The organism is Kaistella solincola, assembly GCF_000812875.1.
GTDB classification, from domain to species: domain Bacteria; phylum Bacteroidota; class Bacteroidia; order Flavobacteriales; family Weeksellaceae; genus Kaistella; species Kaistella solincola.
In genome coordinates this window covers 835630-853002 of record NZ_JSYK01000003.1, presented here as the reverse complement: position 1 = coordinate 853002, position 17373 = coordinate 835630, and the positions used below count along the sequence as shown (strand labels likewise).

At 39.0% G+C, this 17373-nt stretch carries 15 protein-coding genes; 8 read left to right on the top strand and 7 right to left on the bottom strand.

Annotated features, from left to right (window positions below):
* Position 1 precedes the first annotated feature (1 nt).
* Positions 2-3487 carry a glycosyltransferase family 117 protein gene (locus tag OA84_RS07970; protein ID WP_039344528.1) on the bottom strand — a complete coding sequence of 1162 codons (3486 nt, stop codon included), beginning with the start codon at positions 3485-3487 and terminating at the stop codon, positions 2-4.
* Positions 3488-3713: 226 nt separating this feature from the next.
* Between OA84_RS07970 and OA84_RS07965 the strand changes: the two genes are divergently transcribed.
* From OA84_RS07965 to OA84_RS07940, 6 genes are all read left to right on the top strand, one after another.
* A complete protein-coding gene (locus OA84_RS07965; RefSeq protein WP_039344525.1) occupies positions 3714-4751 on the top strand; it encodes a PLP-dependent cysteine synthase family protein in 1038 nt (345 codons plus the stop codon).
* Between the two features lie 104 nt (positions 4752-4855).
* Positions 4856-6130, top strand: coding sequence for an aminotransferase class I/II-fold pyridoxal phosphate-dependent enzyme (locus tag OA84_RS07960; RefSeq protein WP_039344522.1), 1275 nt, complete (start codon positions 4856-4858; stop codon positions 6128-6130).
* A gap of 76 nt (positions 6131-6206) precedes the next feature.
* Positions 6207-6617: a nucleoside diphosphate kinase regulator gene (rnk, locus tag OA84_RS07955; RefSeq protein WP_039344519.1), complete on the top strand. Its 411-nt coding sequence runs from the start codon at positions 6207-6209 to the stop codon at positions 6615-6617.
* A gap of 101 nt (positions 6618-6718) precedes the next feature.
* Entirely contained in the window at positions 6719-8914 is a 2196-nt protein-coding gene (locus tag OA84_RS07950; RefSeq protein WP_039344516.1) for a B12-binding domain-containing radical SAM protein, read from the top strand.
* 208 nt (positions 8915-9122) lie between these two features.
* Entirely contained in the window at positions 9123-10307 is a 1185-nt protein-coding gene (locus OA84_RS07945; protein ID WP_039344513.1) for a hypothetical protein, read from the top strand.
* The gene (locus OA84_RS07940; protein ID WP_039344510.1) at positions 10301-11170 is read left to right on the top strand and encodes a DMT family transporter; all 870 of its coding nucleotides are present in this window, start codon (positions 10301-10303) and stop codon (positions 11168-11170) included. The genes OA84_RS07945 and OA84_RS07940 overlap by 7 nt, the downstream gene beginning before the upstream one ends.
* 64 nt (positions 11171-11234) lie before the next feature.
* Here the strand turns inward: OA84_RS07940 and OA84_RS07935 are convergent, their stop codons facing one another.
* The 3 genes from OA84_RS07935 to atpD all read right to left on the bottom strand — a co-directional run bounded on the left by OA84_RS07935 (position 11235) and on the right by atpD (position 13652).
* Positions 11235-11699: a hypothetical protein gene (locus tag OA84_RS07935; protein ID WP_156965053.1), complete on the bottom strand. Its 465-nt coding sequence runs from the start codon at positions 11697-11699 to the stop codon at positions 11235-11237.
* An 80-nt stretch (positions 11700-11779) separates the two neighbouring features.
* Positions 11780-12061 carry a FoF1 ATP synthase subunit delta/epsilon gene (locus OA84_RS07930; RefSeq protein WP_039344505.1) on the bottom strand — a complete coding sequence of 94 codons (282 nt, stop codon included), beginning with the start codon at positions 12059-12061 and terminating at the stop codon, positions 11780-11782.
* Between the two features lie 82 nt (positions 12062-12143).
* The gene (gene atpD, locus OA84_RS07925) at positions 12144-13652 is read right to left on the bottom strand and encodes a F0F1 ATP synthase subunit beta (protein WP_039345898.1); all 1509 of its coding nucleotides are present in this window, start codon (positions 13650-13652) and stop codon (positions 12144-12146) included.
* Positions 13653-13793: 141 nt separating this feature from the next.
* On the opposite strand from atpD, the gene OA84_RS07920 reads away from it, so the two are divergent.
* Complete coding sequence (locus tag OA84_RS07920; RefSeq protein WP_039344503.1) at positions 13794-14729, top strand: bifunctional riboflavin kinase/FAD synthetase; 936 nt, start codon at positions 13794-13796, stop codon at positions 14727-14729.
* A 51-nt stretch (positions 14730-14780) separates the two neighbouring features.
* On the opposite strand, the gene OA84_RS07915 is transcribed toward OA84_RS07920, so the two are convergent.
* On the bottom strand, positions 14781-15134 hold the full coding sequence (locus OA84_RS07915) for an MmcQ/YjbR family DNA-binding protein (RefSeq protein WP_039345895.1): 354 nt from the start codon (positions 15132-15134) through the stop codon (positions 14781-14783).
* 67 nt (positions 15135-15201) lie between these two features.
* Here OA84_RS07915 and OA84_RS07910 point away from each other — a divergent pair, with 67 nt between their 5' ends.
* Positions 15202-15849, top strand: a complete 648-nt coding sequence (locus tag OA84_RS07910) for an NAD(P)H-binding protein (RefSeq protein ID WP_039344501.1) — start codon at positions 15202-15204, stop codon at positions 15847-15849.
* 89 nt (positions 15850-15938) lie between these two features.
* Here OA84_RS07910 and frr read toward each other — a convergent pair whose 3' ends face one another.
* Positions 15939-16493 carry a ribosome recycling factor gene (gene frr, locus OA84_RS07905; protein ID WP_039344498.1) on the bottom strand — a complete coding sequence of 185 codons (555 nt, stop codon included), beginning with the start codon at positions 16491-16493 and terminating at the stop codon, positions 15939-15941.
* A 30-nt stretch (positions 16494-16523) separates the two neighbouring features.
* Positions 16524-17246, bottom strand: a complete 723-nt coding sequence (gene pyrH, locus OA84_RS07900) for a UMP kinase (RefSeq protein ID WP_039344495.1) — start codon at positions 17244-17246, stop codon at positions 16524-16526.
* Between the last annotated feature and the right edge of the window lie 127 nt (positions 17247-17373).

Here is a 17373-nt window from a genome sequence, read left to right as displayed (position 1 = left end):
ATTACTGTGTAGCTTTCATTATTGCCGCGGTAATCTGACTTTCTTTTTCTTTAGCGTAAGTAGAATCGTAGGGATTCATCACATCGAAAAGATAGGTGTAAAACGGCGTTATTTTCTGTACTTTTTCTGCTTCGTTATAGGCTTTTTCTTTGCCCATGGTCTGCAAATCCAAAATGAAATTATTGAATTTCTTATCAATCGGTTCCAGAGATTTTACGAGATAATCATACGCTTTATTTTTCTGGCCGCTTTTTTCATAAGCATCAGCAACAGCACCAACCACAAGTGAATATTCCATTGGTTTTGTGCGCATCTGGCGTGCTGCAAAGCGCTGCTCCTGTTCGGTTAAACTTGTATAGTAATCGTACTCGCTGAAAATTCCTTTTTTTAGTTCTTCTGCGAGTTTCAAACCTTTTTGCTCCTGCCCCGCAACAATATAGCCATACACCATGGAACTCAACGATCGTGGATCATTATATTTCTGCACCGGAATTTCTCGCGAAGCTAAATCAAGCATTTCAAGCGCTTTCTGTTTTTCACCAGCCAATGCCAAAGCTTCTGCAGCGCGGCTTGCCGAACTTCGGTAGCTTACAATGTTCTGCGTACAGGTTTCATCAAAATGAACATTCAAATCTTTGAAATTGCCCCATCGGTAATTTTTTACAATATTGTAAAGAGAATTCGCATCTACTCTACCCATTTCGCCATCTTCGCGCTCCAAAGTTTTTATGGGAACCAAACGGTAACTGAAACCGTCAAACTGCAAATAATCGCCTAAATAGAAGATGTTTTCCGGATCGTAAATTCCGCCAGAAGAGAAATTTATCGGTCTTTTCCAGTCGAAATTTGCTAAAATATCAAGCAATATCAGGTTGTTTTTGAACATGCTCGAGCTTTTGTACTGTATGGTAATTTGATCTTCGACCTGTGCTAAATCTTGTGCTTTTACCGTTCCGGATTTTACGGCATTAGCTTTATTTACAGGCAAAATAAACTTAGAAACTGGCAGAAAATTGAATTTTTCATATTTTTCATCACCGAAGATCATTTTTAAAATCTCATCTTTTTCTTCAGATTTATTTTTAATGAAATTCACGGCTTCTTTTACCGTCATGGAATCATTGGTGAGATACTTTCTGAAATTTGCGAATGCAGTTTCCGGCGCGCCCTGGTCTTTTAAATTAGCAAAAATATTTTCCCAGTCTTTCGGCGTCATCAGATAGATCTGGTCGTTGGTGCCGTCGCGGTAATCCTCGTGAGTAAATACCGAGGGAACCGGCATTGAATTGTAAGTTCGTCTTTTAACCTGATCGATATTCCATGGCGTGGAAAGCAAGGTGAAATTCACCACTTTTACATCATCGCGCAAGCCCGATGTTTCCTGCATTCCCCAGATCGGATAGGTGTCGTTATCGCCGTAAACGAAGAGGATGTCGTTTTTCGGTAAAGATTTTAAAGTTGAATAAGCATAATCGTACGCCGCATACCGTTCGCTGCGGTCATGAAAGTTATAATTCTGAAAGCCCATCATTAATGGAATCCCGAGTAAAATTACTCCTGCGCCAATATTCAAGGCGTTGGATTTTATTTTTTCCTGCAAATACCAGAGAATGGCGCCTGCGCCTAAACCGATCCAGATTGAAAACGCGAAAAATGAACCCACCATTGCGTAATCTCTTTCCCGAACTTCAAAAGGTTTCACACCGGTGTAGAAAATAATTCCGACGCTGGTAATGATAAACAGCGATAAAATGGCATAAAAGCGCCCAAAATCCCGGTTGAGCTGGAAAAAGAAACCGATGATTCCTAACAGCAATGGAAGGAAAAAGAAAACTACGGTGCTGTCATTTTTAAATTTAGCCGGCATTTTTGATTGGTCGCCGTAAAGCGCATTGTCGATGAAAGAAATGCCGGAAATCCAGTTTCCGCGGTTATTTTCCATATTTCCTTCAAGGTCATTCTGGCGACCTACAAAATTCCACATCAGGTAGCGTACAAAATAATAGCCGTTCTGAAAGGTGAAAAAATAATCTAAATTCTGACCTAAAGATGGCCGCTGGACATTTATTAAATTATAAGGTTTAACCTCGAGATAATCCTGCGCTTTGATGGTTCCGTCATCAAATTTTCGGCGTAGATCCTCAAATATTTTTTTAGCTTCGGGACTGTCTGCAAGTTCAGGATTATCGTAATTAAAAGAAAAATCCGGTGCGCCGTACATCGAAATGTAATTTTGCATCACAGCTTTATCCTCGCTGAACATGCGCGGAAGTAAACTTACATGGTCGTCGCTGTAAACATAATTAAAGCGTTCACCAACCTGGCGGTAAGTTCCGGATGTTTCGTCTTTTTCGTAAACAACGCCTGTTTTATTGCTTTTGTAACTTCCGTCTTCATTTTTCTGAATTCCGTTCGCATCTAAATAAGCGGTGTAATTCTGGCCATAAGCCGTGGGCCAGTCACCATATTGCTCACGGTTGTAATAATCCAGCATTCCGATGGCGGTATCCGGATTGTTCAGGTTCATCGGCGGATTTGCATTTGCACGGATTGGGATTACCATCCAGCAAGAAAAACCAATCATCATATAAATTACCGAAAGCGCGATGGTCTGGTAAATATTTTTGCGGGTTTTTCGGGCATATTTTAAGCCGTAGTAGAAAATAGCGGTCAATAAAATAAACGCGATTACCGTTCCGGAATGGAAAGGAAGTCCGAGACCGTTTACCGCGAAAATTTCCAAACGGCCAAAAATGGTCATTATAAGGGGAAATATTCCTTTGAAAACTATTGCTAAAATAAAAAGTGTAATAAGGTTTGCCCACAGAAAAGATTTCCAGGAAAACTCATAATTTCTGCTGTAATAAATAAAGCAAATCGCCGGAATCGCTAGCATACACATCATGTGAACGCCGATAGATAAGCCGATGACAAAGAATATCAAAATAATCCAACGCTCGTTATCCGGTGCGTGATATTCGTTTTCCCATTTAGTAATCAGCCATACCAAAAGCGCAATAAACAGTGTCGCCATGGAATAAACCTCACCTTCAACGGCGGAAAACCAAAATGTATCGGAAAAAGTAAAAGCCAAAGCGCCGATGACGCCGGCAAACAATATTGAAATTTCCTGATGTTTGGTGACATCGCTAAACTCTTTGTGCAATAATCTGCGCACCAAATGGGTAATGATCCAAAACAGAAAAAGTATCGTAAAAGCACTGAATAAAGCAGACATGGCATTAATCACCACCGAATAATTTTCCACATTGCCAAAAGCAAACATGGCCGCAACTGCACCAACAATCTGGAAAAGCGCTGCGCCCGGGGCGTGCGTCACTTCCAGCTTTACCGCGGACGAAATATATTCGCCCGTGTCCCAGAAACTAAAATTCGGTTCGATTGTCGAGAGATAGGTAAAAAATGCGATGGTAAAAACAACCCATCCGATGATGGTATTCCATTGCTTAAAGGACCAATTTTTCATAGTTTAATTTCAATCTTGCGAAAATAGCGTTTTTAACTTATTATCTAATCTTTTTAACAAAATTTAAACCTGCGATTAGTTTTTGTGACGTACTTAATTATAGCTAATTAGATTTAAGGATATGGGATTTTACACTGCCAGGTTGTGACAAACTTGGACAGAAATTGTTAAGTTATTAAATTTTTAGTATTTTTGCAATCGATTTTATAGAGAAAAAAGAAGTACCATGACTAATGTTTACGATAATATTCTGGGTTTAATCGGTAACACTCCTTTGGTAAAACTGAACGAGGTTACAAAGGATATTCCGGCGACTGTTTATGCGAAACTGGAGTCATATAACCCGGGGCATTCTACCAAAGACAGAATTGCCTTTCACATTATTGAAGCAGCGGAGAAAAAAGGGCTCTTACAACCCGGTTCTACCGTCGTGGAAACCACGTCGGGTAACACCGGATTTTCTATCGCGATGGTTTGTATCATCAAAGGCTATAAATGTATTTTAGCCGTAAGCGATAAAACGAAAAAGGAAAAAATTGCTTATTTAAAAGCTTTGGGCGCTACGGTTTATATTTGCCCAGCGAATGTGGCTGCAGATGATCCACGCTCCTATTATGAAGTTGCAAAAAGAATTTCGGCGGAAACACCAAATTCCATCTATATCAACCAATATTTCAACGAGCTGAATATTGATGCGCATTACCGCACCACCGGACCAGAAATCTGGGAACAGACGGAAGGTAAAATTACACATCTCTTCGCTTGCACCGGAACCGGCGGAACACTTTCGGGCTCAGCAAAATTTTTGAAAGAAAAAAATCCGAATATTAAAATCATAGGTGTTGATGCTTCAGGCTCTATTTTAAAAAGTTTTCATGAAACCGGCGAGATTCATAAGGAAGATATTCATCCGTACCAGATCGAAGGAATGGGAAAAAATTTAATTCCAGGAGCTTTGCTTTTTGATAAAGTTGATGAATTTGTTCGCGTTAACGACGAAATGTCCGCGTACCGAACACGTGAAATCGCTTTGAAAGAAGCAATTATGGGCGGCTATACATCCGGAGCTGTGACACAAGGACTTTTGCAGTACGCCAATTCGCATCCTTTCAAAAATACCGACCTGATCGTGGCAATTTTTCCGGATCACGGTTCACGATATATCACAAAAGTTTACAGTGATGAATGGATGGCGGAACAGGGATTTGTTAATAATTGCGTACACAATTACGACGAAGTGTACAAAACTGAAATTATTAAATAAATTATCCTGTGCATAGCAAGATTACAAAACCTTTTTGTCGTTGTACAGAAGGTTTTTTTACTTTAATTTAATTAACTTTGATACTTTAAAAATTATATAAAATAATGACAGATATTTTCCAGCGTCTTAGAGAAAATCCGGGTCCTTTGGGCCAGTTTGCGGACTATGCAGAAGGTTACTTTGTATTTCCAAAATTAGAAGGTCCTATCGGCCCGCGAATGAGATTTCAGGGACGTGAAGTTATTTTCTGGAGTGCAAACGATTATTTAGGACTTTGCAACCATCCGGAAGTTTTAGAAGCCGACGCAAAAGCTGCCGCAGAATACGGAATGTTTTACCCGATGGGCGCGCGCGCAATGTCCGGTGAGACTGAACAGCACCAGCAGTTAGAAAGAGAACTGGCAGAATTTGTAGACAAAGAAGCTGCTTACCTTTTAAATTTCGGTTACCAGGGAATGGTTTCCACCATCGATGCATTGGTTGGCCGTCATGATGTTATTGTTTACGATTCCGATTCTCACGCCTGTATTGTGGATGGTGTGCGACTTCACATGGGGAAAAGCTTTACGTACAAACATAACGATATCGCCAGTTTAGAAAAAAACCTCGTTAGAGCAACCAAAGTTGCTGAAGAACAGGGCGGCGGAATTTTGGTAATTACCGAAGGTGTTTTCGGAATGCGCGGCATGCAGGGAAAAATCAAAGAAATTTGTGATTTAAAGAGCAAATTTAATTTCCGTCTTTTGGTGGATGATGCGCACGGTTTCGGAACTTTAGGAAAAACCGGCGCAGGCGCAGGTGAAGAGCAAGGTTGCCAGGATCAGATTGATGTATATTTTTCAACTTTTGCGAAATCAATGGCTGGTTTCGGGGCGTTTATCGCGGCGGATGCAGACATCATCAGAATTTTAAAATATAATTTGCGGTCACAGGTTTTCGCAAAATCTTTAACGATGCCAATGGTTATCGGTGGTCTGAAGAGACTGGAACTGCTTCGTTCAAGACCGGAAATCAAAGCGAAACTTTGGGAAAATGTGCACAAATTACAAAACGGCTTAAAAGAAAGAGGTTTCAACTTAGGAAATTCCAATACCTGTGTAACGCCAGTGATGATGGAAGGTTCTACCGTTGAAGCAACTTTGCTTTCACGTGATTTAAGAGAAAACTTCGGTATTTTTACCTCAGTTGTAATTTATCCGGTAATTCCGAAGGGAATGATTTTGTTGCGTTTAATTCCAACCGCTTCTCACACCGATTCTGAAATCAATGAAACTTTGGCAGCGTTCGAAGCAATTCACGAAAAATTAGTTTCCGGTTTTTACAAAAAAGAAGAGCAAAAATTATTGGAAGAGCAAAACCTTCAGTTCAAAAGCAGCTAAGAATTTTTCAGATTTATTTCTATATAAACCGCTTGAAAAATTCAGGCGGTTTTTTTTACAAAAAAACTCATTAATTATGAAACAAGTAATAATTACCAAGCAGGATTATAATAGAATTAACCGCTCGATTACAGAAGCGAAAGCACGCAACAGCATTAAAAAAGAAGAAGCGGAAAAACTTTTGTCGGAACTGAAATCAGCGAAAATTGTTGATCAGGAAAACATTGATAAAGATGTGGTGACCATGAATTCTATTGTGAAAATTCACTTTCAGAATAACAAAACCAATATGGAATTTCAGTTGGTGTATCCGGCGGACGCCGATTTAAAACAAAAGAAAATTTCCATTTTTTCTGCCGTAGCGTCAGCACTGATCGGTTATCGTGTTGGTGATGAAATCGACTGGTTAATTCCTTCCGGAATGACTAAAATCGTCATCGATGAAGTTTTATATCAACCCGAAGCTGCCGGGGATTTCGACTTGTAAAATTAAAAGATAAAAAAAGCCGCTAAAAAGCGGTTTTTTTTGGTTTTGCGCCAATTGCCCGAATTCCAAAGAATTAAAATAAATTTGCAAAAAGAAAACGCTTGAAAGATCTTCTCCTCATCACTCCCCCATTTACCCAATTGAACACGCCATATCCGGCGACCGCTTATATCAAAGGGTTTTTGAATACCAAAAATATCAGCAGCCATCAGGTGGATTTGGGAATTGAAGTGATTTTGGAAATTTTTTCTAATAATGGCCTCAAAAAAATCTTTGCGAAAGAAATTGATTTAAATAAAATTTCGGCCAATTCGCGGCGAATTTTTTCACTTCGTGAAGAATACATTAAAACCATCGATCAGGTCGTGCTTTTTCTTCAAAACCATAACCCGACTTTGGCGCGGCAAATCTGCACCATGAATTTTTTACCGGAAGGCTCACGTTTCAATCAGCTCGACGATATGGAATTTGCCTTCGGAAATATGGGCTTGCAGGATAAAGCAAAACATTTGGCGACTTTGTATCTGGAAGATATTTCAGATTATATCGTTGACAATATCGATGCGGATTTCGGTTTCAGCAGATATGCGGAACGCATCGGGCAAAGTGCGAATTCTTTCGACGAGCTTTATTTAAAATTAAATTCGCCACAAACTTTCACCGACGATTTTACTTTAAAATTATTGGCGCTTAAAGTGCAGATTTTTCAGCCTAAACTGGTCTGTTTTTCCGTGCCTTTTCCGGGGAATTTATATTCCGCTTTTAAATGCGCGCAGTTCATCAAAGCAAACTATCCAAACATTAAAATTGTAATGGGCGGCGGTTTTCCGAACACCGAATTGCGTGAATTGAAAGATCCGCGCGTTTTTGAATTTTTTGATTTCATCACTTTGGACGATGGCGAATTACCGCTTGAACTGGTTTATGAAAATGTTATTGCAAACAAAAGCACTTCCGAAAGCGAGTTTAAAAGAACATTTGTTTTAGAAAATGGTACGGTAACTTATAAAAATAATACTTTAAAAAACGATTACCGCCAGGCGTTTATCGGTACGCCGGATTACAGCGATTTGTTTCTGGATAAATATATTTCCGTCATTGAAATTGCAAATCCCATGCACAGCCTTTGGAGCGACGGCCGCTGGAACAAGCTGACGATGGCGCACGGCTGCTATTGGGGAAAATGTACTTTCTGCGATATTTCACTGGATTACGTGAAACTTTACGAGCCGGTTGCAGCAAAAATTCTCGTCGATCGCATGGAAGAACTTATCTTACAAACCGGCGAAACTGGTTTCCACTTCGTGGATGAAGCTGCGCCGCCGGCTTTGATGCGTGAAGTTGCGCTGGAAATTTTACGCCGGAATTTGGTCGTCACTTGGTGGACCAATATTCGGTTTGAAAAAAGCTTCAGTAAAGATTTATGCTTTTTACTCAGAATGTCAGGTTTAGTTGCCGTTTCCGGCGGTTTGGAAGTTGCGGGTGACCGTTTGCTGAAACTCATCGACAAAGGCGTTTCGGTAGATCAGGTGGCGAAAGTTACCAGAAATTTCACCGAAGCTGGCGTGATGGTACACTCCTATTTGATGTACGGTTTTCCGACGCAGACCGAGCAGGAAACCATCGATTCTCTGGAAATGGTGAGACAGCTTTTTGAAATGGGAATTGTGCAAAGCGGTTTCTGGCATCAGTTTTCGCTGACTGCGCATTCACCGATCGGGCAAAATCCAGAAAAATACGGCGTACAGCCGGTAAAAAAAGAAATTCACTTTGCGCATAATGATGTGTATTTTATCGACGAGTCTGGAATTGATCACAATAAATTCAGTTTTGGTTTAAAGAAATCGCTGTTCAATTATATGCACGGCATTAACTTCGATTTGCCGCTGAAAGAATGGTTTGATTTTAAAACTCCCAAGACCACCATTCATCCAGATTATATTCATGACTGTCTTTTGGAAGAAGAAAATTTTGCCTTTAAAGGAAATTCAAAACTCGTTTTTCTGGTGAAAAATGTGCTCGCTGAAGACTTTGAAAAAACAAAAAAAGGAAATACCACAGCTTTTACAAGACTTACTTTTCACCTGAAAACCAATATTGTAAAAATAGATTTGGAAAAAAATAAAGCCCAATGGCTGCTAAAAATCTTCGAAGAAAACTCCACAGAAAATCCGAAAAAAATCACTTTACAGCAGCTAAAAAATAATTTCGAAGAACACTTTGAAAATTTTGAATTGTTCTGGTTTTCAAAACCGCTGCAGCAACTAAAAGAAAACGGTGTAATTTTAAACCTTTAGGAATTTTTAAAAAATATGCCGTTTTAGCGGCAAATTTTTCCGAATTCCTTAAATACAAAAACCCCGCTATTTGTGTAGCGGGATTTTCTAGGTATATAGTAGTGTGTTTTTTAGATGTGACAAAGATAAGGGCTTATATGATGAGAATTTTTGCCCAAATTTGCCCAAAATAGTTGCAGTATTATTATAAAATATACTAATTTGCAACATGATCAATAGCTTGCGCAAGGAGTTTGAAAAAGTATATTTCAGCAATATTTCAACCACAAAAGGGTTGGAAAATCTTGCCAGCAATATTGGTGTTTCAAAGAATTCTTTACGGCGGTTTTTAGGTAAAATAAAGAACAGCAGCCAGTTGCGGCTATCAACGCTCAATTTAATTTCTGCAAGATTAGGTTACCGGGATTTTCAGGATTTTTGTGATAATTTTCAAAATGGCGAAGTTTCACTGGATTTCGAATTGCTTGATATTTATTATGGTCTGGTAAAAGGTGAAGGAACGCGTTTAAACGACCGAATTTTCCAAAAGGCGAACTTCTATTTTGCTGAAAAAATCCTTTCAAATCCAAAAAATCTGCAGGAATTCATCAAACGATTCGCGGACAATGAGGAGGCGCTGGAATACGTGCTTGCCTGGCATCCTTTTTACGAAAAAGCGGCGCAAAAAGAATATCAGGATGCTTTACTGAAACTTGTAAAAATCACGAAAGATGCGCACATAAAAGTTTTTGCATATTCTTTTGTTTTTTATGGCAGGTTTATGTCGGAAAAACTGAACCTGGAGGACGCGGCTGATTTAATGAAAAAAATTGAGCTGCAGGTCGTCAAGATGCGGAAAGAAAGCGATGTATATATGGCTTTTCCGGAAGCCAGATATACCATTGCAAAATATTTTTATATGTTTTTGCAGGAACAAAAAAGCACCGGTGACCAAATCAGCGCCAGTTATGAATTAAAAAATTTGCCTGAAAATGGCGGAATTTTATTTGCAGAACAGCTTATTTTCCGGACCTATGTAAGCAGTGCGCTGAATGCTATAGAACGCTATGAGGACGCGGATGCGTGTTTTAAGGAGATTCCCACGGAAAAGCAACTGAGCGAATTTGCGGAAGAAAATCCGCATTTACAGGCAAATATTTTTCTGTATAAAATAACGCGCGCAATCACGCTTTTCTATCTTGGTAAAAGAGGCGACGCTGTAACAATATTTGAGAGTTTGCCCATCGACATTAATGATGGTAAAAATTTTCCTTTCGACTGTAAAATTTATTTCGAGCTGCAATATTATCGCCTGGGTAAGCATCTTTTTCCAAAGCGTGAAGATTTAAAGCTAAGATTTGATTTTCTGATTGCAAAAACGCAGTACACTTTTTTAAATAGATTTCAGTGTTAGCCATTCTAATTACAATTCTCGGCCACATCAGCTACGGGACCACAAATGTACTTTGGAAAAATCCGCGTAATGAATTGGGAACATTACCGCTGATTATTATCCGTAGTTTGTGCTGTTTTCTGATTTTTTTAGTTAGTTATTTTGTGCTGACTGGTCTTCAGATTATTCCGACAACTCAATTTACGTGGGTAGATTTGGTGCAAACTGCAGGAATCTGCGCTGTAAATTATTTTGGCCTTTTCTTCTTTCTGCAATCTATGAAACACACGCAGATTTCCAACACGATTGGTTTTGGGAAAATCGGCTTAATCATTGGCGTTGCGGCAGGATATTTTTTTTATGGAGAAGAAATTTCTGCATTGAAGGTTTTTCTGTGCATCGTGGTCCTCATCGGCGTTTCGCTTATTGAAATGTCCGGCAGAACGAAAAAAACATCGCTTTTATCGAAAGGTTTGCTTTACACCGTTTTGGCAAAAATATTCTGGTCAACCGCTTATTTTTACGTGCCTTTTATCGATAAACTTGGTCCGGTGCTTTTCTGCGCTGTTTTGGAATTTACGGTGTGTACGCTGAGTTGTATTTTATTTTTGGTGAATCCCACCAAAATTGATTTTAAAAATATAACACCAACCACAAAAAGAGAAATCGGACTTTTGATTTTTCTGGGCACTTTAGGCACATTTTGTCTGAATTTTGCGCTTTCGAATATGAGTATAATACTCTTCGCAATTATCGGATTGATCGAGCCTGTCCTGGGTTTGCTTATTTCGAAGTTTTATCACAAGGAAAGCTTAAGCCACTACCAAAAGATTGGAATTACGTTGGGAATTTTGTCGGCTTTTGTTCTTTCGGTAACTAAATAATACTGTTTTGCGACTTTAAATTATAGAATGTTTGAGCTAAATTGGTAATGAAGAGCAAAAAAATTTAATTACATTTCTTATCCATAGCTTCAGCTAATTTAGCTTGGATTTGTTGCAATTTTTTCACCTGGTTGGGAGATAGTTTGTTTTTACTTTTTGCTATTTTTAAATTTTTCGCGAGTTCACGCCCGTTTCCAAGCAAGGTTGAATATTCTGCAAAATCATTCATATCAGCACTTTCTTCCTTGTTTTGAACTATGGTAACATATTGGTTTACGTAGTTTTCGCAATCCTTCAGTACTTGATCAATATCTAACATACTATCTGTAAGAGCGTCGAAAGGTCTTGGACGAAATAAATTTGGTGACTCTTCTGTTTCCACTAATTTATCCTGTTCTTTTGCTATCTCATAAGACTTTATGAGATTGAAAAGTAATTTCGATAAATAGAACTTTTTCATAATAGTTCTGCCCTGTTGGTGCAAAATTACGCTGTTAACCGGTGTAAAATTCGGCCCAATTTTGCCCAAATTTTAGATTTTTTATATCTTTTAAAACAAAAAAATCCCGCTCTTTTCAGAACGAGATTTTTAGATTGTCTATCGGCAAATTATTCTGCCAAAATAATTCCTTTATTATTGCTGTATTCTATCACTCCGCTTTTAATCGGAAAAGAAAACACGCTTTCTTTCTCGTTTTCGCGCGTGAAATGATTCGCAAATTGCTCTGGAATGTCGTTGGTAAACACTTTAACTTTACCACCGTTCAGGGAAGCAACAATCGCCGCGTGATCTTTCATGATATGAAATTCACCGCTTTTACCCGGAAGTAAAACCGATTTCACTTCGCCTTCAAAAACTACGAATTCCGGAGTTAATATTTTGATGTTCATTATTTCTCAGATTAAAGAGTAAAGAGAAAAGAAAAAAGATTGAGAATGTCTTGCCTCTTTTTTCTTTATTCTATATTTCTAATTACGCGTTTTCCGCCAACATTTTCTCACCTGCTTCAATCGCTTCTTCAATGGTACCTTTAAGATTAAAAGCAGCTTCAGGTAAATGATCTAACTCACCGTCAATGATCATATTAAATCCTTTGATGGTGTCTTTAATATCAACCAAAACTCCTTTCAGACCGGTAAACTGTTCTGCAACGTGGAAAGGCTGAGATAAGAAACGCTGAACTTTTCTGGCACGGTATACAGATAATTTATCTTCTTCGGAAAGTTCTTCCATACCAAGAATCGCGATGATATCCTGCAAAGCTTTGTATTTCTGAAGAATTTCTTTAACTCTCTGTGCACAGTCATAGTGATCGTCACCTAAGATTTCCGGAGTCAAAATACGGGAAGTTGAAGCCAATGGATCAACCGCTGGGTAAATACCTAATGAAGCAATTTTTCTGTCCAATACCGTAGTTGCATCAAGGTGGGCAAAAGTTGTTGCCGGCGCCGGATCCGTTAAATCATCCGCAGGTACGTAAATCGCCTGAACTGAAGTAATTGAACCGTTTTTAGTTGATGTAATACGTTCCTGCATCGCACCCATTTCTGAAGCCAAAGTTGGTTGGTAACCTACCGCAGACGGCATACGTCCTAAAAGTGCAGAAACCTCAGAACCAGCTTGTGTAAAACGGAAAATGTTATCAACGAAGAACAAGACGTCTCTACCCTGACCTTGTCCATCACCATCACGGAAATATTCTGCGATTGTAAGACCGGACAAAGCAACACGTGCTCTTGCTCCAGGTGGCTCGTTCATCTGGCCGAAAACGAAAGTACATTTAGAATCTTTCATTTGCTCCAGATCGATAGTTGATAAATTCCAACCGCCGTTTTCCATGGAGTGCATAAATTCGTCACCGTATTTAATAATGCCTGATTCCAGCATCTCTCTCAAAAGGTCGTTTCCTTCACGGGTTCTTTCACCTACACCGGCGAAAACCGAAAGTCCACCGTGACCTTTCGCAATATTATTAATTAATTCCTGGATCAATACTGTTTTACCAACACCTGCACCACCGAACAAACCAATTTTACCACCTTTAGAATATGGTTCTACCAAATCGATAACTTTAATTCCGGTGAAAAGTACTTCTGCTGAAGTGGTTAACTGGTCAAACTTTGGAGCTTCTCTGTGAATCGGCAAACCGTTTTCTTTAGAAACCTGCTGAATACCGTCGATAGCATCACCAACTACATTAAACAAACGCCCATAAACGGCATCGCCAATTGGCATTGTGATTTGTCGGCCGTGGGAAATTACTTCCTGACCTCTCTGCAGACCGTCGGTCGCATCCATTGCGATACATCTTACAGAATCTTCACCGATATGTTGTTCTACCTCAAGTATTACTTTAGTACCGTCGGTTTTTGTAATTTCCAAAGCATCATAAATGCTAGGAAGTTCTGCCGCATCAGTAAATAATACGTCGATTACCGGGCCAATAATTTGAGAAATTTTTCCTTTAATTTGGTTTGCCATTGCTGATTTTTTTCGTGTGTGCAAATATAATGAAACTTCCCAAATTTGCAATTGGTTTAAAAGAAGATTTTTGTCATATTTGCACAAAGTAAAAATTGCTGCTTTTAGCAGGTAATTTCTTTCATTCTTAATGAACTTCAGGTGAAAATACACGAAAATTTCGAGCCTTCGTCTTTCCAATCTTTTTTAGCACTTTCCATCGGTATGTTTGATGGCGTGCACCGCGGCCACCAAAGCATTATCAACCAGCTGAAAGCGGTGGCAAAAGCAAAAAACCTGGAGAGCGGAATTCTCACCTTTTGGCCGCATCCGCGCCTTATTTTTAATCCGGAAGATGATTTAAAACTACTCAACACGCTTGACGAAAAAACTACACTTCTTAAAAATTTCGGCATTGAAAATCTTTTTTTGAAGGAATTTGATCAGGATTTTCGAAATCTTACCGGTGAAGAATTTGTTCGGAAGGTTTTGGTGGAAAAACTTCAAATTAAACATTTGATTGTCGGTTACGACCACGTTTTTGGTAAAGACAGAAGCGGGAATTACGAACTGCTCGAAAAATTAGCACCGGAGCTTGGATTTGAAGTGGAAAAAATGGAAGTTGTGAATGTTCATAACAAACATATTTCTTCGACGAAAGTTCGAAATGCGCTACTCGAAGGCGATATTGCCGAAGCAAATCTGATGTTGGGCTATCATTATTCGGTGTCCGGAAAAGTGGTTCACGGTAAAAAAATCGGCAGAACTATTGGTTATCCAACCGCAAATATTGATGTTGAAAGCCTGAAATTATTACCGAAAAAAGGCGCTTATATTACCGATGTTTTTCTAAACGGCGAGCAATATAAAGGAATGTTGAGCATTGGCACAAATCCTACCGTTGGTGGAACCGAAAAAACGGTGGAAGTTTATATTCTGGATTTCGATGAAGATATTTATGGCAAAGAAATTACAGTTGCTTTCCGCGAATTTCTTCACGACGAAATAAAATTTGAAAGTCTGGAAAAACTCATCGAAAAACTCGACGACGATAAAAAGCGGACCGAAGATTTCTACGCAGCTGAAACCCTGATTTAGAAAAATTAAAAAATTTGCCGTTTTAAGCGGTAATTTTTTCGGTTAAAAAAATCAGCTTTTATTTACTGCATTTTTTTGGTTTTTCGTCAACGAAGAAAATACCAAGTCATAAGAATGATCAATCATTTCTAAAATCAATTCCTTTTTCAAACCTTCGCACACCACGGAATTCCAATGCGTTTTGTTCATGTGATAAGCGCCCGCAATTTGTGGATGTTTTTCGCGGAGTTCAGCGCTCCATTCCGGATGTGTCTTTACAGAAATTGTTAAAGGTTGACTTTCCAAAGCAATCAGCATAAACATTTTACCGCCAACTTTTAAAACCAGCGCTTCCGGACCAAACGGAAAAGTTTCTTCAACACCTTTTTTGGTTTGGCAGTGACTTAAAATTTCGGTAACATCCATTTTCGGCTTTTTAACAAAATTAGTATATTTAAGGGGAAATTTTTCCACGCACTATTTAATTAAAATTATGAAAGCATTGGTAATCGGCGCGACCGGCGCTACGGGTAAAGATTTGGTTCAGCTTTTAATAGAAGACAACAGCTTTTCCGAAGTTCATCTTTTCGTGCGGAAAGATGTTGATTTAAATTCCGACAAGGTGAAAATACACGTTGTAAATTTTGATCAGCCGGAAGAATGGAAGAATTTAATTAAAGGTGACGTTGCTTTTTCCTGTCTTGGCACTACTTTAAAAGCGGCCGGAAGCAAAGAAAATCAGTATAAAATCGATGTGGATTACCAATATAATTTCGCTAAGAATGCAAAAGAAAACGGCGTTGAAGATTTTATTTTGATCTCGTCGTATGGCGCAAATGCAAAATCAAACATTTTCTATTCGCGCATGAAAGGCGAATTGGAGCAGAAAATTAAAGATCTGCATTTTGAAAAACTTACAATTTTTCAACCGGGAATGCTGGACCGGAAAAATTCTGAAAGACCGGCGGAAATTTTGGGCGCTAAAACGGTGAAATTTTTCAATTCTCTGGGTTTGCTGAAAAGCCAGAAACCTTTACCAACAAAAACGTTAGCGCAGGCGATGATTAATGCTTCAAAAATAAAATCCAACGGTTATTCTAAAATCAAGCTCGGCGCTATTTTCAGTTTCGCAGAAAAATAGCCGCTAAAACAGCATTTTTTTTCATTTTAGCAGAAAGCAGAAAAAGCCGCTTCAAACTTGAAACGGCTTTAAAATATATTCGGTTTTCATTAAACCTTCATGATTTCAGCTTCTTTTACTTTCAAAGAATCATCACACATTTTCACGTATTTATCAGTAAGCTCCTGAATTTTGGCTTCTTCATTTTTAATTAAATCTTCGGAAACACCTTCCAGTTTTCGCAAATCTTTCATGCCTTCCTGGCGCGCGTTTCTTACGGTAATTTTGGTTGCTTCAGCTTCAGCTTTAGCCTGTTTTGCCAATTCACGGCGGCGCTCTTCCGTCAAAGGCGGAACATTTAAAATAATATTTTCACCATTATTAGACGGCGCAAATCCGAGGTTAGAGTTTACAATCGCTTTTTGAATCGGACCAAGAGCAGTTTTATCCCACGGCTGGATAGAAATGGTCATCGCGTCCGGTACCATTACGTTCGCCACCTGGTTCAGCGGTGTTGGTGCGCCGTAATATTCTACCATAACGTCCTGTACCATGGCTGTAGAAGCACGGCCCGCACGGATTTTCTGAAATGCATGGTCCAAATGTTTAAGTGCCGCATCCATTTCCTGTTTGGTCATGTCGGCAATGAGTTCTAAATCTTCCATTATTTTTTAATTTCTAAAGTAATACTGAGTCTACAATTCCACTCGCTCCAAATTTACCAAAGTCCCGACGTTTTCGCCCTGTACGACTTTCAGCAAATTTCCGGCTTTATTCATATCAAACACAATAATAGGCAAATTATTTTCGCGACTCAAAGTAAATGCGGTCATATCCATTACTTTCAGGTCTTTTTCGAAAACTTCATCGTAAGTCAAATTATTGAATTTCACTGCATCAGCATTTTTTTCCGGGTCGCTGTCGTAAATTCCATCAACACGTGTTCCTTTCAAAATCACTTCCGCATCAATTTCAATTGCGCGTAAAGTTGCTGCAGTATCGGTGGTAAAATACGGGTTTCCGGTTCCGGCACCGAAGATTACTACACGCCCTTTTTCCAGATGTCGCACGGCTTTTCGTTTAATGAAAGGTTCGGCAACTTTATCCATTTCAATCGCACTTTGCAGTCGGGTGAAAATTCCGGCATCTTCCAAAGCGCCCTGTAGTGCCATACCGTTGATTACGGTGGCGAGCATCCCCATATAATCTCCCTGAACTCTATCCATTCCGGTAGCTGCGCCTGCTAAACCGCGGAAAATATTACCGCCGCCAATTACAATTGCAACCTGGCAACCAAGATCGGTTACTTTTTTAATTTCGGCTGCATATTCTTTTAAACGGTCGTTATCAATTCCGTACTGTCGGTTTCCCATAAGGGCTTCGCCACTGAGTTTAAGTAGAATTCGGTTGTATTTCATTTTTAGTGCTTTGTTACTTTTTAATGGTGCAAATATAAGGAATAGCAAATAATCTCGTTAATACATTTATATTTACAAAGGATTATTTTTGCAAAATAGCCAAATAAATTATTTTTGTTGAAGAATT

Excerpts from the sequence above, each read along its gene's own strand:
- OA84_RS07970 (WP_039344528.1), bottom strand. The coding sequence starts at position 3,487 with ATGAAAAATTGGTCCTTTAAGCAATGGAATACCATCATCGGATGGGTT.
- OA84_RS07965 (WP_039344525.1), top strand. The coding sequence starts at position 3,714 with ATGACTAATGTTTACGATAATATTCTGGGTTTAATCGGTAACACTCCT.
- OA84_RS07960 (WP_039344522.1), top strand. The coding sequence starts at position 4,856 with ATGACAGATATTTTCCAGCGTCTTAGAGAAAATCCGGGTCCTTTGGGC.
- rnk (WP_039344519.1), top strand. The coding sequence starts at position 6,207 with ATGAAACAAGTAATAATTACCAAGCAGGATTATAATAGAATTAACCGC.
- OA84_RS07945 (WP_039344513.1), top strand. The coding sequence starts at position 9,123 with ATGATCAATAGCTTGCGCAAGGAGTTTGAAAAAGTATATTTCAGCAAT.
- OA84_RS07930 (WP_039344505.1), bottom strand. The coding sequence starts at position 12,061 with ATGAACATCAAAATATTAACTCCGGAATTCGTAGTTTTTGAAGGCGAA.
- atpD (WP_039345898.1), bottom strand. The coding sequence starts at position 13,652 with ATGGCAAACCAAATTAAAGGAAAAATTTCTCAAATTATTGGCCCGGTA.
- OA84_RS07915 (WP_039345895.1), bottom strand. The coding sequence starts at position 15,134 with ATGGATGTTACCGAAATTTTAAGTCACTGCCAAACCAAAAAAGGTGTT.
- OA84_RS07910 (WP_039344501.1), top strand. The coding sequence starts at position 15,202 with ATGAAAGCATTGGTAATCGGCGCGACCGGCGCTACGGGTAAAGATTTG.
- frr (WP_039344498.1), bottom strand. The coding sequence starts at position 16,493 with ATGGAAGATTTAGAACTCATTGCCGACATGACCAAACAGGAAATGGAT.
- pyrH (WP_039344495.1), bottom strand. The coding sequence starts at position 17,246 with ATGAAATACAACCGAATTCTACTTAAACTCAGTGGCGAAGCCCTTATG.